A 14,538-nucleotide genomic window follows, 5' to 3' on the forward strand; every position below is an offset into this window, starting at 1 on the left:
TGTGAAACGTCGGACTCTCGAGCCGACACGCCGTGATGCGGATGCCGCGGGCCGACGTGTCGACCCGGAACTCCGGCGTTTCGCGCAGGACTCGTCGAAGGGTTCGATGCCGGTTCCCCATTCCCGGCGGGTCTGCCGCTGGCCGTGCCGGACTGACAGACTGGGCAGCATGAGCCTTCCCCACCACGACATCGACCCGGATGGCCTGCTCGAGTACTCGGTCGTCTTCACCGATCGGTCCCTCAATCACATGTCGGCGCGCTTCATCGGCGTGATGCAGCAGAGCCTCGAGATCCTGCGCGAGGCGTACAACGCCACGGACGCCGTCATCATCAACGGCGGGGGCAGCTACGCCATGGAGTCGGTGGCGCGGCAGCTCGCCACCGGACGTCGGGCGCTCGTCGTCCGCAACGGCCTGTTCTCGTACCGCTGGTCGCAGATCCTCGACACAGGCGGCATCGCGGCATCCGTGATCGTCTGCACCGCTCGGCCCGACAGCGACGACGTGCAGGCGCAGTGGAGTCCGGCGCCCATCGACGAGGTGGTCGCAGCCGTCCGCAGCGCCCGACCGGAGGTCGTCTTCGCGCCGCACGTCGAGACGGCCGCGGGCATCATCCTCTCCGACGACTACGTGCGCGCCCTCGCCGAGGCGGTTCACGAAGTCGGGGGTGTGCTGGTCCTCGACTGCATCGCGTCCGGCGCGATGTGGGTCGACATGCAGGATCTTGACGTCGACGTGCTCATCAGCGCCCCGCAGAAGGGGTGGAGCGGAACGCCCGGCACCGGCTTCGTCATGCTGGGCGAGCGAGGGAGGGATGCCGTCGCCGCCGGTTCGTCGACCAGTTTCGCTCTCGATCTCGGCCGATGGCTCTCGATCGCCGACGGCTACCGTGACGGCACCGCGGGCTATCACGCGACGATGCCGACCGACTCGATCGCTCGCAACCTCGCCCAGATGATCGAGACGCGCGGGCACGGGTTCACCGCTCTCCGCAACGCGCAGGTCGAACTCGGAACGCGCGTTCGCGCACTGCTCGCCGAGCGGGGATTCCCGTCTGTCGCGGCGGAGGATTTCGCCGCGCCGAGCGTCGTGGTGGTGCACACCGACGATCCGGGTCTCTGCAGCGGGGCGCTGTTCCGCGAGCAGGGGGTGCAGATCGCCGCAGGCGTGCCCCTGCACTGCGACGAGCCGGAGTCGTTCTCGACCTTCCGCATCGGCCTCTTCGGACTCGACAAGCTGACAGACGTCGACGGCACGGTCGAGCGCTTGGCTGCCGCCCTCGACCGGATCGGACGCTGAGTCGTCCCCGAACGTCGAGCGCCGTCGGCCTAGAATCGGAGACGTGCTCATCGGTCTCATGCGTCCCGTCGAAACGACCTCCGTCGCCGTCGAAGGGGCGAGTCTCGAAGAGATCCAGACTCAGCTCGAGGCGCACCGCCCGGCGGGTTTCGACCTGGTCTCGTCGCCGGTCGAGATGATCAAGGGCGCGGCCGTGCTGAAGGCCGTCGGCACCTATGCCCGCCGCGATCAGGTGACCGAGATCCAGGCTGACGACCTCGATGCTCTGCACGCCACGGTGCCCGAGGGCTGGCAGCTGCTGAACGTCCGCACCGCTTCCTGACATCGTCGAGTCGATGACGGCGGGATCGGATGCGGACGAGCTGGCGCGACTGCGTGCCCGCGCCTACGGCCGCGACGCCGATATCCAGGCCGACCCGCATGCGCTGCAGCGGCTGAACGAGCTGGAGAACGCCCCGGTCGAGGCGCATCCTGGGGGAGGCGAACCGCCTGCCCTCACAGACGAGACGCCGACGGTCGAGCAGGAGCACACAGATGCGGAACCCGTGTCGCCGCTCAAAGCACGACGGCGATCACCGCTTTCGCGCCGGGCGCTGGCAGGCGTCTGGATCTCCAGCGTGCTCCTCGCCGGCTTCGCAGGCGCCGGTATCGGCGCCGCGGTCGGCAGCCATGACCCCTCCGTCATCGCGGTACTGTCCGAGGCGCCGGGACTCGGTCCGCCGACTGACTTCGAGGGCCCCGATTTCCCCGACGCGATCCGTTTCCAGGACTATCTCGGGCTCGAGATCATCGCCTACACGATGCCGGAAGCCGACGGAACAACCGCACAGAACTGCATCGCGGTCGCCGATTCCTCCGTGGGTGGCCGGGGAGGCTGCTTGCCGCCGGGACTCGACACGATCGCCGTGATCGAGGTCACCGCCAGCAGTCCGCGACCCCTCCGCGATCGCCATCCCGCCGGCAGCATCATCCAGTTCACGCGCACCGGGGATCGGATCGAGGTGCGCGCGAGCGAGTGACGATCAGCGACGTCGGCGCACGCCCTCGGCCAGCTGAGCAAGCGCGATCTCCGTCGCATCCCACCCCATGCAGGCATCCGTCACGCTCTGACCGCGCACGAGTCCCGCGGGGCCGACCGAGACGTCGAGTTTCTGCGCTCCGGCGACGAGGTTGCTCTCGAGCATGATGCCCGCGATCGCGCGTCCGTCGCCGCCGATCTGCACGGCGAGCTCGGCGGCGACTTCCGACTGTCGAACGTGGTCCTTGCCGCTGTTGCCGTGGCTGGCGTCGACGACGAGTCGGTTGGTCAGCCCCGCAGCGGAGAGCCGCTCCGATGCCCGCTGCACGTGCTCGACGCTGTAGTTGGGACCGTCCGCGCCGCCGCGCAGGATCACCGAGGTGTCGGGGTTTCCCGTGGTGGTGACCAGGCTCGCCCGGCCGTCGGCGCCGATGCCCAGGAACGCCTGCGGAGCGGATGCCGCGGCTGCAGCATCCAGCGCCACCTGCAGGCCGCCGTCGGTGCCGTTCTTGAAACCGATCGGCATCGAGAGCCCGCTGGCGAGCTGGCGATGGATCTGACTCTCGGTCGTGCGTGCCCCGATCGCACCCCAGCTGACCAGGTCGGCGGTGTACTGCGGGCTGATCGGCTCGAGGAACTCGGTGGCGCACGGCATCCCGAGCGCCGTGACATCACGCAGGAACGCGCGCGCCATCCGGAGCCCCGCCTCGATGTCGTGACTGCCGTCGAGGTGCGGGTCGTTGATCAGGCCCTTCCAGCCGACCGTCGTGCGCGGCTTCTCGAAGTACGTGCGCATCACCACGAGAAGGTCGTCGCGGTGCTTCTCGGCCTCGCGCGCCAGGCGGCCCGCGTACTCCAGGCCGGGCTCCGGGTCGTGGATCGAGCACGGCCCGACGACGACGAGCAGTCGGTCGTCCTCACCCGACATGATGCGGCGCACCTCTTCGCGGGTGCGTGAGACGAGGGCCGCGCGCTCGTCTCCGACCGGCAGCTCGGCCGCGATGTCCGCGGGCGAGGGGATCGTCGTGAAGCTGGCGACGTGCAGGTCGGCGGTGGCGTCGATGGTGGCGGCGTCGTGCATGGTCGGGTTCCTGTCCGGTGAAGGGCGGACCCCGGTGCAGAGCCCGCCGAAACGGCGAAAGCCAGAGCGAATGCTCTGGCTTGTCGGCTCTGAAGGTTCGGTACGCGTCAGTGTCGCGACGGCCCCTCCAGAGCCGACTCGAAATACGCATACCAATTGGTCATGGAGACGACCCTACCGCATTCCGAGACCTCAACCGGCTGCGAGTCGGACCCGCTCAGCGAGGAACGCCCGGTTCGCGTCGTCGAGTTCGAGGATCGCGTAGGCCACCGGCCAGAGCGTGCCCTCGTCGAGGTTCGCCGGCTGCTCGAACCCGAACGTGCCGTAACGCGTCTTGAACTTGCTGGCCGGCTGGAAGAAGCACAGCACCTTGCCGTCCTTGCCCCACGCGGGCATGCCGTAGTACGTGCGCGGGACGAGGTGCGGAGCGGCCTCGGTGACGAGGGCGTGCAGCCCCTCGCCGATCACGCGGTCGGAGTCCGACAGCTTCTCGAGGGCGGCCTTGAGATCAGCCTCACCCTCTGCCCGGACGTCCTCGGGAGACTTCTTCGCACGGGAGCGCGCGGTCTTCTTCTCGGCGGCGGCGGCCTTCATGGCGTCGCGTTCTTCGGCAGTGAAGTTCTTCTCGTTGTCAGCCATGATGGGCCTTTCCTGTCGTTGGTGTCTTCAGCGTACGGATGCCTCGGCCGTCGTCACTTCTCGATTCGTGATCGATCGTCGGTCACACGGCCCTCGGCGGGTCGCGGCGCGGGATATTGTGTGATCCATGGACATGCGCGTCGCGGCATATGCCGTCGTCACCGATGACGACGACCGCATCCTCCTCGCGCGATGGGTCGACGGACGACGAGTCGCCTGGACGATGCCGGGGGGCGGGCTGGAGCCGGGTGAGGCCCCCGAGGACGCTGTGCGCAGGGAGCTCCGCGAAGAGACGGGCTACACGGTCAAAGTGGGCGAGCTTCTCGGCATCCACTCCCGGGTGATCCCCGCCAGCCAGCGCGTGCAGAAATCCGATTCGCCCCTGCACACCCTGCGCATCGTCTACCGCGCGCAGGTCACCGGGGGCAAGCTGCGCTTCGAGCACGACGGTTCGACCGACATGGCCGAGTGGTTCACCCGCAAGTCAGTCGCGGAGCTGCAGCGGGTCAAGCTCGTCGACATCGCGCTGCGCATGGCGGGTCTCTACGCGCCGGCCGGCTCCTGATCGGGCCGAGGAGTTTCGGGCACCGAGATGTCGGCGACGGTCGCGCCGTAGGCGGCGATCAGATCATCGGCCTCGACGAACAGGCTGTACCCGTGCGCGCCCGCTCCCATCGCGATGCGCTGACCGACGATCGTCTCATCGGCGTACACGGGCCAATCGGTGGTGCTGCCGATCGGCACGATCGTGCCGCGCTCGTAACCCGTGGCCGCCAGCGCGAGCTCCGGTTCAGGCAGACGCAGCTTGTTCACGCCGACGATGGCGCGCAGCTTCGGCCACGAGATCGACCGGCCCCCGGGCACGAGGGCGAACAGGTAGGTGTCGTCCGCACGCTTGACCACGAGGGTCTTCACGATGCCGGAGGGGTCGATGCCGAGGATCTCGGCCGCCTCGAACAGGCTCCGCGCGTTCGGCCGCTCGCGGATCTCGATCTCGAGACCACGGGCGGCCGCGGCATCCCGAACCCGGGAGTGCGACTCGTCTGTCACGCGTCGGGTGCTGCGAGCGGGTCGTCTGCGACCCAGAGCTCGTCGTCGGCGCGCAGTGCCTGCCAGGCGGCGTAGAGCACTCCGGCGGCGGCGGCCGCGCCGAGGATCAGGGCGACGATCGAGCCGAGGCCCGGGCCCTTCTTCTCGGGAACGACGACGCGCGCGCGAGGTGCGATGCCCTGACGCTTGGCGTTCGCGATGTCCCACGCGGTGAGCGCGGTGCCCACGACACCGCCGACGATCGGGACGACCTTGTCGTCGACGACGTGCTTGCCGAAGCGCACGCCCTGATCGACGACCGGGGCCACCTTGCGGTTGTACGTGTCCTGCACGACAGGCACGACCTGCTCCCGGTTGAAGTGGCCGAGCTGGCGGCCGGCTTCGCGGGCCACATCGGCGGCGTGGCCGACGAGCACCTGCTGGTTCTCCCAGAGCTGGGTCGCTTCTTCCTGAAGACGACGCAGTTCCTTCTTCCGCTTACGGCTGAGGCTCACGATGCTCTCCTGTCCATTGGAGTACGGGTTCCCCATCTTGCCACGCCTGGCTGGAAGGGGGGAGGGAATCGCCGCCCCCTTGCGTCATCGCCCGATTGGTGCCAGGACCCGGCCAACTCACCGAAAGCTCTGCGAGAATATGGGCATGGTTCTCGCTTCTCATGTCGCAACCCTGCACACCAACCACGGTGACATCGTCATCAACCTCTTCGGCGATCACGCTCCGAAGACGGTCGCGAACTTCGTCGGCCTCGCCGACGGCACCAAGGAATGGACCGATCCCGCCACCGGCAAGCCGGGCGAGGGTCCCCTCTACAAGGACGTCATCTTCCACCGCATCATCCCGAACTTCATGATCCAGGGCGGCGACCCGCTCGGTCAGGGCGTCGGCGGCCCCGGCTACAACTTCGACGACGAGATCAACGCGGAGCTCCACTTCAACGAGCCCTACATCCTCGCGATGGCCAACGCCGGTCTTCGTCGCAATGCCATCACGGGTCAGGTCGAAGGCACCAACGGGTCGCAGTTCTTCATCACCACCGACCCGACTCCGTGGCTGCAGGGCAAGCACACGATCTTCGGCGAGGTCGCCGACGACGCGTCGAAGGCCGTCGTAGACGCCATCGCCGCCGTGCCGACCGCCGCGGGCGACCGCCCGATCGAGCCGGTCGTCCTCCAGTCGATCGACATCGTCGCGGCCTGACGCCGAGCGAGCCGATCCGGATGACGAGCCCCGAGTTCACGAGCAATCGCGACAACTTCTGCTATCGGCATCCGGATCGGCAGAGCTTCGCGCTCTGCCAGCGGTGCATGCGCACCATCTGCCCTGAGTGCCAGACTCAGGCCGCGGTCGGGGTGATCTGCCCCGAATGCATGAAGGCTGATCGCAACAACCGCACACCCGCCCAGAAGAAGGCGGCCCGCCGGTGGCGCGGTGGCGGTTCCCTGGCCATCGCCCGCAGCGGCAAGCCCGTCGTCACCTATGCGCTCCTGGCCGTGACGTCGCTCATCGGACTGCTGCAGCTGATCCCCGGGCTGTACGGACCCATCACGAACACTCTGCTGTTCAACTCGATCTTCCTCGATCCACGGCTGTTCGAACCGTGGCGGCTGCTGACCGCGCTGTTCGTGCACGGCAACTTCATCCATCTCGCGTTGAACATGCTCGGCCTCTGGATGCTGGGGCAGACACTCGAGCCGATGCTCGGTCGTGCACGCTTCCTCGCGCTCTATCTGATCAGCGGCCTGGGCGGATCCGTCGGCGTCGCCCTGATCGCACCGGGCACCTCGACGGTCGGCGCCTCCGGGGCCATCTTCGGTCTCATGGCCGCATTGCTCATCATCGGCCGCCACATCGGCGCCAACGTCACCGGCATCATGGTGATCCTGGGCATCAACCTCGTCTACGGATTCTTCGTCTCGGGCATCGCCTGGCAGGCGCACGTCGGCGGGCTCGCGATCGGTGCCCTCGTCGCCTTCGTCCTTACCCGTACACGCCGTCGTGAACAGCGCACCTGGCAGATCATCTGGCTCTCGGTTATCACCATCCTGTTGATCGTTGCAGGACTGGTCGCGGGGCCACTGCTTCTTAACGCCTGATCGAGAGTTGTTAACAGGGTTTTCAACCCCTGTGAATAACACCGGTGTAATTCTCCCCAGCTGTGGAGAGATCTGTGGATAACTCTCGCTCTGGGTTTTTGCGCCGACGGGCTCCGGGATGCTGTCCCCGCTCGCAGAGCGGGGACCCTCCCGCTTCGCGGGCCCCTCCCGATGCTCACGGCTGACAGCATCCCTGCGCCCTCACGCATCGCTTCGCTCGCTGCACCGGGGGTCGCATCGCTTCGCTCGCTCGGGGCGTGGGGGTGAAGTGGGCTGTTCCGGGGACGAAAAAGGCCTCCCGCTTGGCGGGAGGCCTTTTAAAGTGGATGCGGGCGTCAGCGCCAGCGCGTCGTCATGAGGAAGCCGATCAGCGCGATGCCGAGGCCGATCGCGAGGTTCCAGTTGCCGAGACCCGGGATCGGGAAAGCCATGCCGGAGATGTAGAACACCAGGATCCAGACCAGGCCCAGCAGCATGAAGCCGACCATCACGGGCTTGAACCACACCGCGTTGGGCGCGGCGTCGCCTTCGGCGCGCGTCACTTCGGGTTCGTCGATCTTGCGGTCTCGTGCCATGCCGACATTCTACCCATGAGAGCGCCGGCCTTCATATCGGGCGTTCGCCGGCAGCCGAGGCACGCCCACAGCAATGCCGGATAGGATCAGCGCCATGAGTGCATCCGTCGTCTCGGGGGAGCGACGCAAGCAGAGACGCCGCCCCCGTTCGCGCGCGACCGTCACCAGCATGCTCGGCGAATTGCTGCTGACGGCCGGTGTGATCGTGCTGCTCTTCGTCGCCTGGCAGATGTGGATCGGCGACATCATCATCAACGCGCAGAAGAACGACGAGGGCGCCGCGATCTCGCAGCAGCTCGCTGCATCACCTGCCCCCGAACCTCCTCCGTTCGAGAAGACCGATGACGGGACGATCGTCTATCAGCCCGTGATCCCCGCAGCGCCGGCCGAAGGCGAATGGCTGGGTCAGATGCTCATCCCTCGCTTCGGCGCGGACTACAACAAGGGCATCTACGGCGGCACGACCCGCGCCAAGACTCTCGATCACCTCGGCATCGGCGTCTACACCGACTCGAAGATGCCGGGCGAGGTGGGCAATTTCGCCATGGCGGGGCACCGCACCACCTGGGGCAAGCCGTTCAACCAGCTCGACAAGCTGCAAGTGGGCGACGCGATCGTCGTCGAGACGCCCGACGGGTGGTTCACCTACCGCTTCCGCACTCTTGAGTACGTCAAGCCGAACCAGACCGAGGTGCTGCTCGACGTGCCTCAGATGCCGGGCGTCGAGACCGGCGAGCGCTACATCACGCTGACCGCCTGCTCTCCCCTGTACTCGCTCGCCGAGCGCATCGTCGCGTACGGCGTCTACGAGAGCTTCCAGCCGCGCGCCGAGGGCCCGCCCACGGCGCTGACCGATCCGCCGCCGCCCCCGGCCGCGCCGTCGGTGTAGGGAACGAGAGGAATCATGTACGCCGCACTCTGGCGCCTGCTGCCCGGTCCGTGGTGGCTGAAGCTGTTCATCCTGCTCGTTCTCGTGACCGCCGTGCTCTACGCGCTCTTCTGGTACGTCTTCCCCTGGGTGAGCCCGTTCATCACACCGGGTGAGGTCGACGTCGAATGACGCGAGTGCTCGTCGTGGACAACCACGACAGCTTCGTGCACACCCTCGTCGGCTACCTGCACGAACTCGGCGCCGACGTCTCGATGGTCGAAGCGGACGCGATCGATGCGGCGGGTCTCGAGGGACTCTTTCCCGAGTTCGACGCCGTCATGCTCTCCCCCGGTCCCGGCGCTCCCGCAGACGCCGGTGCGTCGATCGACGCGGTTCGTCTCGCGGCCGAGAAGCGGATGCCGCTGCTCGGAGTCTGTCTCGGTCATCAGTGCATCGCCGAGGCGTTCGGGGCCGTCGTCTCGGAGGCGCCGGAGCTCATGCACGGCATGGTCTCGGCCGTGGTGCACGACGGCTCGGCGCTGTTCGACGGCATCCCCTCGCCGTTCGACGTCGGCCGCTACCACTCGCTCGCCGTCGCGGCATCGGCTCTGCCCGCCCAGCTGCGGGTCACGGCACGCACCGGCACGGGCACCGTCATGGCACTCGCCCATGCCGAACTGCCGATTCTCGGGGTGCAGTTCCACCCCGAGAGCGTGCTCACCGAGGGCGGCTACCGGATGCTCGCGAACTGGCTGGCGTCCGTCGGCGATGCGGATGCCGTCGCACGTGCCGAGTCCCTGCATCCTCTCGCCCGCGGCTGAGGCCACCCGCTCGTTGAGCCGAGACGATACGCAGTTTCCGCCCACGACTTCAGCTGGAACTGCGTTTCCTCGCTGCGTTTCGTCTCGCTTCGCTCGCTCGCTCAACGACCGGGGAGCAGGGCGGAACTACCCGGCGGGCGCCGCGCAGAAGCGCAGTTCGACGGTCGAGCCGATCGCGATGTCGCCCGGTGCTTCCGACATGGAGATGACGGTCGCGGGATCGGTCGCGGGGCAGTCGGTGAGCTCGGTGGGCTGGGCCGCCAACCCGATCTGCTCGAGCTGCCGGGTCGCGGCATCCACCGTCCAGCCGGTGAGATCCGTGAGCGTCACGCGTCCACTCGCGACCACGAGGTTCACGACGGTGTCGGGGGCGATCTCGGCATCCGCCTTCTCGCTCGCCTCCATGACCGTGTCTGCCTGAAGACTCTTGTCGTTGCGCTGGATCACGGTGCCGAGCTGCAGACCTGCGGCCGACAGCGCGTCCTTCGCCTGCGGGAGCGACAGACCCACGAGAGTCGGCACGACGACGGTCTCTTTGCCCGAGGAGACGTAGACGGTGATCTCGTCTCCCTCGGCGACCGCGACGCCGGCCTGGGGATCGGTGCGGATGACGTTGCCCTCGACGATCTCCGAGCTCGATTCGAGCACGAGCTTGGCGGTGAGATCGAGCTCGCTCAGCGCATTCTGCGCGCGCTCCGACGACATGTCGACGACGTTGGGCACGGTGCGCGAGGTCGAGGGCGTATCAGGGCTGCTGATCGAGACGACCCAGAACAGCACCGAGGTCAGCAGCACCGCCAGCAGCGCGACGCCCGCCCAGATCCAGGCGACCGGAGGACCCGACTGCGTGCGCGTCATGGTCGTGTCGGACGACAGCTGGCGCAGCGAACGGGCGGTCTCCTGAGCCTGCTTCGGGCTGGGACCGTACAGCTCGCTGGTGAGCGCGCCGATCTCTTTGCGGCTCGGTGCACGACCCTCGACAGCGGCGTCGAGCGCGGCGCGGAAATGCGCGGCGTCGGGGTAGCGCTGGTACGGGTCTTTCGCGAGGGCGCGCAGCACGATCGGGTCGAGGGCTCCCGGGGAGTCCTCGTTGACCTCGCTCGGCGCGAGCGGCGTCTCGCTGACGTGCTGATAGGCGACGGCGACCGGCGATTCTCCGCGGAACGGCTGGCGTCCCGTGAGCAGCTCGTAGAGCACGACGCCGGTGGAGTACAGGTCGGCGCGAGCGTCGACGGGCTCACCCTTCGCCTGCTCGGGCGAGAAGTATGCGGCTGTGCCGATGATCTGCGTGGTCTCGGCGACGGTCGATGAGGAGTCGGACACGGCACGGGCGATGCCGAAGTCCATGACCTTGACCTGGCCCTTTTCGGTCACCATGACGTTGCCCGGCTTGATGTCGCGGTGCACGACACCCGCGCGATGCGAATAGTCGAGGGCTTCGAGGATGCCGTCGACGTAGCGCACGGCGTCGTCGACCGACACGGGTCCGGCCGAGATGATGTCCTTCAGCAGGGTGCCGTGGATGAGCTCCATGACGATGTACGGGGTGACGGTCCCGGACGGGGCCCCTGAGCCTGCCTGCGGGTCGGCCTCGTCACCCGCATCGAAGACCCGCACGATCGACGGGTGCGACATGCGCGACGCCGACTGCGCCTCGAGGCGGAAGCGCGTGCGGAACGCGGTGTCGCGTGCGAGCTCCGGATCGAGGATCTTGATCGCCACGGCGCGCCCCAGAGTCAGGTCGAACCCGCGGTACACCTTGGCCATGCCGCCGTGACCGATGAGCTCGTCGACGCGGTATCGACCCGCGAGAACACGTGGCTCTGTGGACACGGACTAAACCCCCTGGAAAACCTGATGACGGTGCGAACAGCCTACGACGCGGTGCTTCTAGTTGCCTGTATCGCCGCCGCCGTCGAGCGTCGGAAGGATCGGCGACGACTGGCCCTGAGGCGAGACGTCGGAGGGACGCTCGCCGCAGAAGGCGCGATACGTCGCCGTGACGACCTGCCCGGCCTTGCCGGTGTCGACCGTGAACGTCGAGGTGCGGGTGTTCGCGTCGAAGCTGCTCACCGGCGTCCCGTTGGCGAAGGTGCCGTTCGTCAGCGTGACTTCATAGGCGGTGAGATTGCTGGTGCCCGAGGGGCAGGTGAAGTTGGTCCAGTTGAGCGTCGCCTGGCCGCCCTCGATGATCGTGGCCGCAGCCGAGAACGTCGGTGCGTTCGTCGGTGCGCCGATCGGGATCTGATCGGTGTACACGAACAGGGCGATCGCGTCGCCCTTCTGCAGAAGACCCGTGGGGCTCACGCGCTCGACCGTTCCGACCTGGTTGGCATCGGATGCGGGCGAGCCGTCCTGGCAGGCCGGGAGGAGTCCGGCGTCCGTGGCGATCTGCGTCGCCTCGTCACAGCTCAGACCGACGAGGCCCAGGCCGTCGACGTTGACCGGCGGCTCTTCCGTCTCGGTCTGGGTCGGCTTCGGCGTCGGGGTGTCCTTCGGCGTCTGCGACGTGGTCGATGACGTGGTGGGGTCGGCATCGCCTCCGGCGTTCTGACCGAACAGCGTCCACAAGGTGCCGCCGAGAACGATCACGAGAAGTGCGATCAGCGCGATCAGCGGCCACGTCCACGGACTGCGCTTCTTCTTCTCGGGCTCTTCGACCTCGCCGTCGGCAGGCAGGCTGGCCGTGGTCGGGAGGATGCGGGTCGCGCCGTCGTCGTCGGATGACGACAGCATCCGCGTCGCGTCGTCGACTCCGCCGCCCGTTGCGATCGCCGGCACCGCGATGGCGGCCGAGTTCAGGTCGCCGCGGCGCAGCGCCTGTGCGGCGCGCGCGACGGTCGCCGAGGAAGACGGGCGGTCTGCCGGCTTCTTCGCGATCATCGCCATCACGAGGTTCTGCACAGGGATCGGCACGGTCGGGGGCAGCGGCGGCGGCTGCTCGTTGATCTGCGCCATCGCGATCGCGACCTGCGACTCACCGGTGAAGGGGCGCTTCCCCGCGAGGCATTCGTACGCGACGATGCCCAGCGAGTAGGTGTCTGTGGCGGGCGAGGCGGGGTGGCCCGACGCCTGCTCGGGCGACAGATACTGCACGGTGCCCATGACCTGACCGGTCGCCGTGAGCGGCACCTGGTCGGCGATGCGGGCGATGCCGAAGTCGGTGATCTTGACACGGCCGTCGGGCGTGATCAGCAGGTTTCCCGGCTTGATGTCGCGGTGCACGAGGCCAGCGGCGTGCGCGGCCTGCAGAGCGGATGCCGTCTGAGCGACGATGTCGAGCGTCTTGTCTGCGCTCAGCGCGCCGTCGCGCTCGAGGATGGTCGAGAGGGCTTCACCGGGAACGAGCTCCATGACGAGGAAGGCGCTGCCGTTCTCCTCGCCGTAGTCGAACACACTCGCGATGCCCTCGTGGTTGACGAGCGCCGCGTGCCGCGCCTCCGCGCGGAATCGCTCGAGGAACCCGGGGTCCCCCATGTACTCGTCCTTGAGGATCTTGATGGCGACGGTGCGTCCGATGACGTGATCCGTCGCCTCCCACACCTCGCCCATGCCGCCGATCGCAATACGCGACTGCAGCTCGTAGCGACCACCGAACGACACACCCTGCGTCGGTCTCATCTGCCCAGCACCGCCTCTATGACCTTCTTCGCAATCGGAGCGGCGATGGTGTCGCCGGATCCGGACTGCCCTTTACCGCCGCCGTTCTCGACGACGACTGCTACCGCCACCGCGGGATCGTCCGCCGGCGCGAAGCCGGTGAACCACAACGTGTACGGATCGCTTCCGTTCTCCGCGGTTCCGGTCTTACCGGCCACGTCGACCCCGTCTATTCTTGCACCCTGCGCCGCTCCGGTATTGACGCTCGCGACCATCGCCGCGGTCACCGCGTCGGCGACAGCCTTGTCGGTCGCCCTGGCGAACTCGGTGCCGTCGTAGGAGCGCACGACCGAGAGGTCGTTGCCGATCACGGCATCGACCATGTGCGGGTTCATCACCACTCCGTCGTTCGCGAGTCCGGCCGCGACCATCGCGATCTGCAGCGGCGTCGACGTGACCTTGCCCTGACCGAATCCGGTGAGCGCGGTCTGCGCATCGTCGAGCGCACGGGGGTAGCTGGATGCGGTCGATGCGACCGGCGTGTCGAAGCTCTTGTTGAAGCCGAACTTCTCGGCCATCTCGCGGATCGCGTCGTCGCCGATCTGCACCGCGAGCTCGGCCATCGGGATGTTGCAGCTCAGCCGCAGCGCCTCGGCGATCGTGACGGTGTCGCCGGGTCCGCACGCGGTTCCCCATGCGTTCGAGACCGTGTTGTTCGACTGAGGCAACTGGTAGCGAGCGGGGTTCGGCAGGGTCGAGTCGGGCGTCCAGTCGCCTGTGGCGAACGCGGCGGCCGCCACGAGGATCTTGAACGTCGAACCCGGAGGGTTCAAGCCACCGGCGATCGCCCGGTTGTACAGCGGGTTCGTCGGGTCGGCGTCGAGCTGGTCGTAGGCCGCGTTCGCCGCGTCGGCGTCGTGCGTGGCGAGGAGATTCGTGTCGAATCCAGGAGTGGAGACCATCGCGAGGATGCGCCCGGTCTTTGGCTCGATCGCGACCACCGCGCCCTGCAGACCCTGCAGCGCCTCGTAGGCCGCCCGCTGGGCCGCAGTGTTCAGCGACAGCTCGACGCTGAGCCCGGTCTGCGGCTGACCCGACACGATCCGCTCGATCTCCGAGAAGAAGGCGCTCGAGCCGGTGCCGGAGAGATCGGCGTTCAGCGCCTTCTCGATGCCGGTCGCCGACTGCAGGGCCGGGTTGAAGTAGCCGGTCACCGGCTCCCACATCGCGGCATCCGTGTACACGCGCTGGAACTGGTAGATGTCATCGCTGGGCACGGACGATGCGATCGCGACGCCGTCGACGATGATCGATCCTCGCTGGATCTCGTAGCTGTCGAGACGGGTGCGCTTGTTGTTGCTGTTCTGACCGAGCGCATCGGCGTCGACCACCTGGATCCAGCTCGCCGCAGCGAACAGCGACAGGAACATGAACAGCATCACGATGCTGAGGCGACGCAGTTCTTTGGTCATGCGACGCCCCCTGGGGTG

17 protein-coding genes are annotated in these 14,538 nt (G+C 67.7%); 9 read left to right on the top strand and 8 right to left on the bottom strand.

Annotated elements, in window-relative coordinates:
• Positions 1 to 169 precede the first annotated feature (169 nt).
• The 3 genes from QFZ53_RS02680 to QFZ53_RS02690 are packed head-to-tail and all read left to right on the top strand — an operon-like array spanning position 170 to position 2,319.
• Complete coding sequence (locus QFZ53_RS02680; RefSeq protein ID WP_307293224.1) at positions 170 to 1,300, top strand: aminotransferase class V-fold PLP-dependent enzyme; 1,131 nt, start codon at positions 170 to 172, stop codon at positions 1,298 to 1,300.
• A 43-nt stretch (positions 1,301 to 1,343) separates the two neighbouring features.
• The gene (locus tag QFZ53_RS02685; protein ID WP_292910501.1) at positions 1,344 to 1,622 is read left to right on the top strand and encodes a hypothetical protein; all 279 of its coding nucleotides are present in this window, start codon (positions 1,344 to 1,346) and stop codon (positions 1,620 to 1,622) included.
• Between the two features lie 13 nt (positions 1,623 to 1,635).
• The gene (locus tag QFZ53_RS02690; protein WP_307293228.1) at positions 1,636 to 2,319 is read left to right on the top strand and encodes a hypothetical protein; all 684 of its coding nucleotides are present in this window, start codon (positions 1,636 to 1,638) and stop codon (positions 2,317 to 2,319) included.
• A gap of 3 nt (positions 2,320 to 2,322) precedes the next feature.
• Here the strand turns inward: QFZ53_RS02690 and QFZ53_RS02695 are convergent, their stop codons facing one another.
• Positions 2,323 to 3,399, bottom strand: a complete 1,077-nt coding sequence (locus QFZ53_RS02695; protein ID WP_307293231.1) for a 3-deoxy-7-phosphoheptulonate synthase — start codon at positions 3,397 to 3,399, stop codon at positions 2,323 to 2,325.
• 192 nt (positions 3,400 to 3,591) lie between these two features.
• Positions 3,592 to 4,038 carry a hypothetical protein gene (locus QFZ53_RS02700; RefSeq protein ID WP_292910505.1) on the bottom strand — a complete coding sequence of 149 codons (447 nt, stop codon included), beginning with the start codon at positions 4,036 to 4,038 and terminating at the stop codon, positions 3,592 to 3,594.
• 127 nt (positions 4,039 to 4,165) lie between these two features.
• Here QFZ53_RS02700 and QFZ53_RS02705 point away from each other — a divergent pair, with 127 nt between their 5' ends.
• Positions 4,166 to 4,603 carry an NUDIX hydrolase gene (locus tag QFZ53_RS02705; RefSeq protein ID WP_292910506.1) on the top strand — a complete coding sequence of 146 codons (438 nt, stop codon included), beginning with the start codon at positions 4,166 to 4,168 and terminating at the stop codon, positions 4,601 to 4,603.
• On the opposite strand, the gene QFZ53_RS02710 is transcribed toward QFZ53_RS02705, so the two are convergent.
• Together QFZ53_RS02710 and QFZ53_RS02715 are read right to left on the bottom strand one after the other, a co-directional pair.
• On the bottom strand, positions 4,582 to 5,088 hold the full coding sequence (locus QFZ53_RS02710) for an aminoacyl-tRNA deacylase (RefSeq protein WP_307293235.1): 507 nt from the start codon (positions 5,086 to 5,088) through the stop codon (positions 4,582 to 4,584). The genes QFZ53_RS02705 and QFZ53_RS02710 overlap by 22 nt on opposite strands.
• Positions 5,085 to 5,582 carry a DNA helicase gene (locus QFZ53_RS02715; RefSeq protein WP_307293238.1) on the bottom strand — a complete coding sequence of 166 codons (498 nt, stop codon included), beginning with the start codon at positions 5,580 to 5,582 and terminating at the stop codon, positions 5,085 to 5,087. The genes QFZ53_RS02710 and QFZ53_RS02715 overlap by 4 nt, the downstream gene beginning before the upstream one ends.
• 145 nt (positions 5,583 to 5,727) lie before the next feature.
• Between QFZ53_RS02715 and QFZ53_RS02720 the strand changes: the two genes are divergently transcribed.
• Together QFZ53_RS02720 and QFZ53_RS02725 are read left to right on the top strand one after the other, a co-directional pair.
• Positions 5,728 to 6,285: a peptidylprolyl isomerase gene (locus QFZ53_RS02720; RefSeq protein ID WP_292910511.1), complete on the top strand. Its 558-nt coding sequence runs from the start codon at positions 5,728 to 5,730 to the stop codon at positions 6,283 to 6,285.
• A gap of 20 nt (positions 6,286 to 6,305) precedes the next feature.
• The gene (locus QFZ53_RS02725) at positions 6,306 to 7,181 is read left to right on the top strand and encodes a rhomboid family intramembrane serine protease (protein WP_307293240.1); all 876 of its coding nucleotides are present in this window, start codon (positions 6,306 to 6,308) and stop codon (positions 7,179 to 7,181) included.
• A gap of 335 nt (positions 7,182 to 7,516) precedes the next feature.
• Here QFZ53_RS02725 and QFZ53_RS02730 read toward each other — a convergent pair whose 3' ends face one another.
• Complete coding sequence (locus QFZ53_RS02730) at positions 7,517 to 7,756, bottom strand: cell division protein CrgA (RefSeq protein WP_292910515.1); 240 nt, start codon at positions 7,754 to 7,756, stop codon at positions 7,517 to 7,519.
• 94 nt (positions 7,757 to 7,850) lie between these two features.
• On the opposite strand from QFZ53_RS02730, the gene QFZ53_RS02735 reads away from it, so the two are divergent.
• From QFZ53_RS02735 to QFZ53_RS02745, 3 genes are read left to right on the top strand one after another with little or no spacing between them, the layout of a single operon-like run.
• Positions 7,851 to 8,645 (top strand): class E sortase, encoded by a 795-nt coding sequence (locus tag QFZ53_RS02735; protein WP_307293245.1) that lies wholly within the window; start codon positions 7,851 to 7,853, stop codon positions 8,643 to 8,645.
• A 15-nt stretch (positions 8,646 to 8,660) separates the two neighbouring features.
• Positions 8,661 to 8,816, top strand: a complete 156-nt coding sequence (locus QFZ53_RS02740) for a hypothetical protein (protein ID WP_292910519.1) — start codon at positions 8,661 to 8,663, stop codon at positions 8,814 to 8,816.
• Positions 8,813 to 9,448 (top strand): anthranilate synthase component II, encoded by a 636-nt coding sequence (locus tag QFZ53_RS02745; RefSeq protein ID WP_307293249.1) that lies wholly within the window; start codon positions 8,813 to 8,815, stop codon positions 9,446 to 9,448. The genes QFZ53_RS02740 and QFZ53_RS02745 overlap by 4 nt, the downstream gene beginning before the upstream one ends.
• A 126-nt stretch (positions 9,449 to 9,574) precedes the next feature.
• Here the strand turns inward: QFZ53_RS02745 and pknB are convergent, their stop codons facing one another.
• Genes pknB through QFZ53_RS02760 form a run of 3 tightly spaced genes read right to left on the bottom strand, consistent with a single transcriptional unit; the run spans position 9,575 to position 14,520 of the window.
• Positions 9,575 to 11,281, bottom strand: coding sequence for a Stk1 family PASTA domain-containing Ser/Thr kinase (gene pknB, locus QFZ53_RS02750; protein WP_307293251.1), 1,707 nt, complete (start codon positions 11,279 to 11,281; stop codon positions 9,575 to 9,577).
• A gap of 57 nt (positions 11,282 to 11,338) precedes the next feature.
• The gene (locus QFZ53_RS02755; protein ID WP_307293254.1) at positions 11,339 to 13,069 is read right to left on the bottom strand and encodes a protein kinase domain-containing protein; all 1,731 of its coding nucleotides are present in this window, start codon (positions 13,067 to 13,069) and stop codon (positions 11,339 to 11,341) included.
• Positions 13,066 to 14,520 (bottom strand): peptidoglycan D,D-transpeptidase FtsI family protein, encoded by a 1,455-nt coding sequence (locus QFZ53_RS02760; protein ID WP_307293259.1) that lies wholly within the window; start codon positions 14,518 to 14,520, stop codon positions 13,066 to 13,068. The genes QFZ53_RS02755 and QFZ53_RS02760 overlap by 4 nt, the downstream gene beginning before the upstream one ends.
• Between the last annotated feature and the right edge of the window lie 18 nt (positions 14,521 to 14,538).

This window comes from Microbacterium natoriense, from assembly GCF_030816295.1.
In the GTDB taxonomy this organism is placed as follows: domain Bacteria; phylum Actinomycetota; class Actinomycetes; order Actinomycetales; family Microbacteriaceae; genus Microbacterium; species Microbacterium natoriense_A.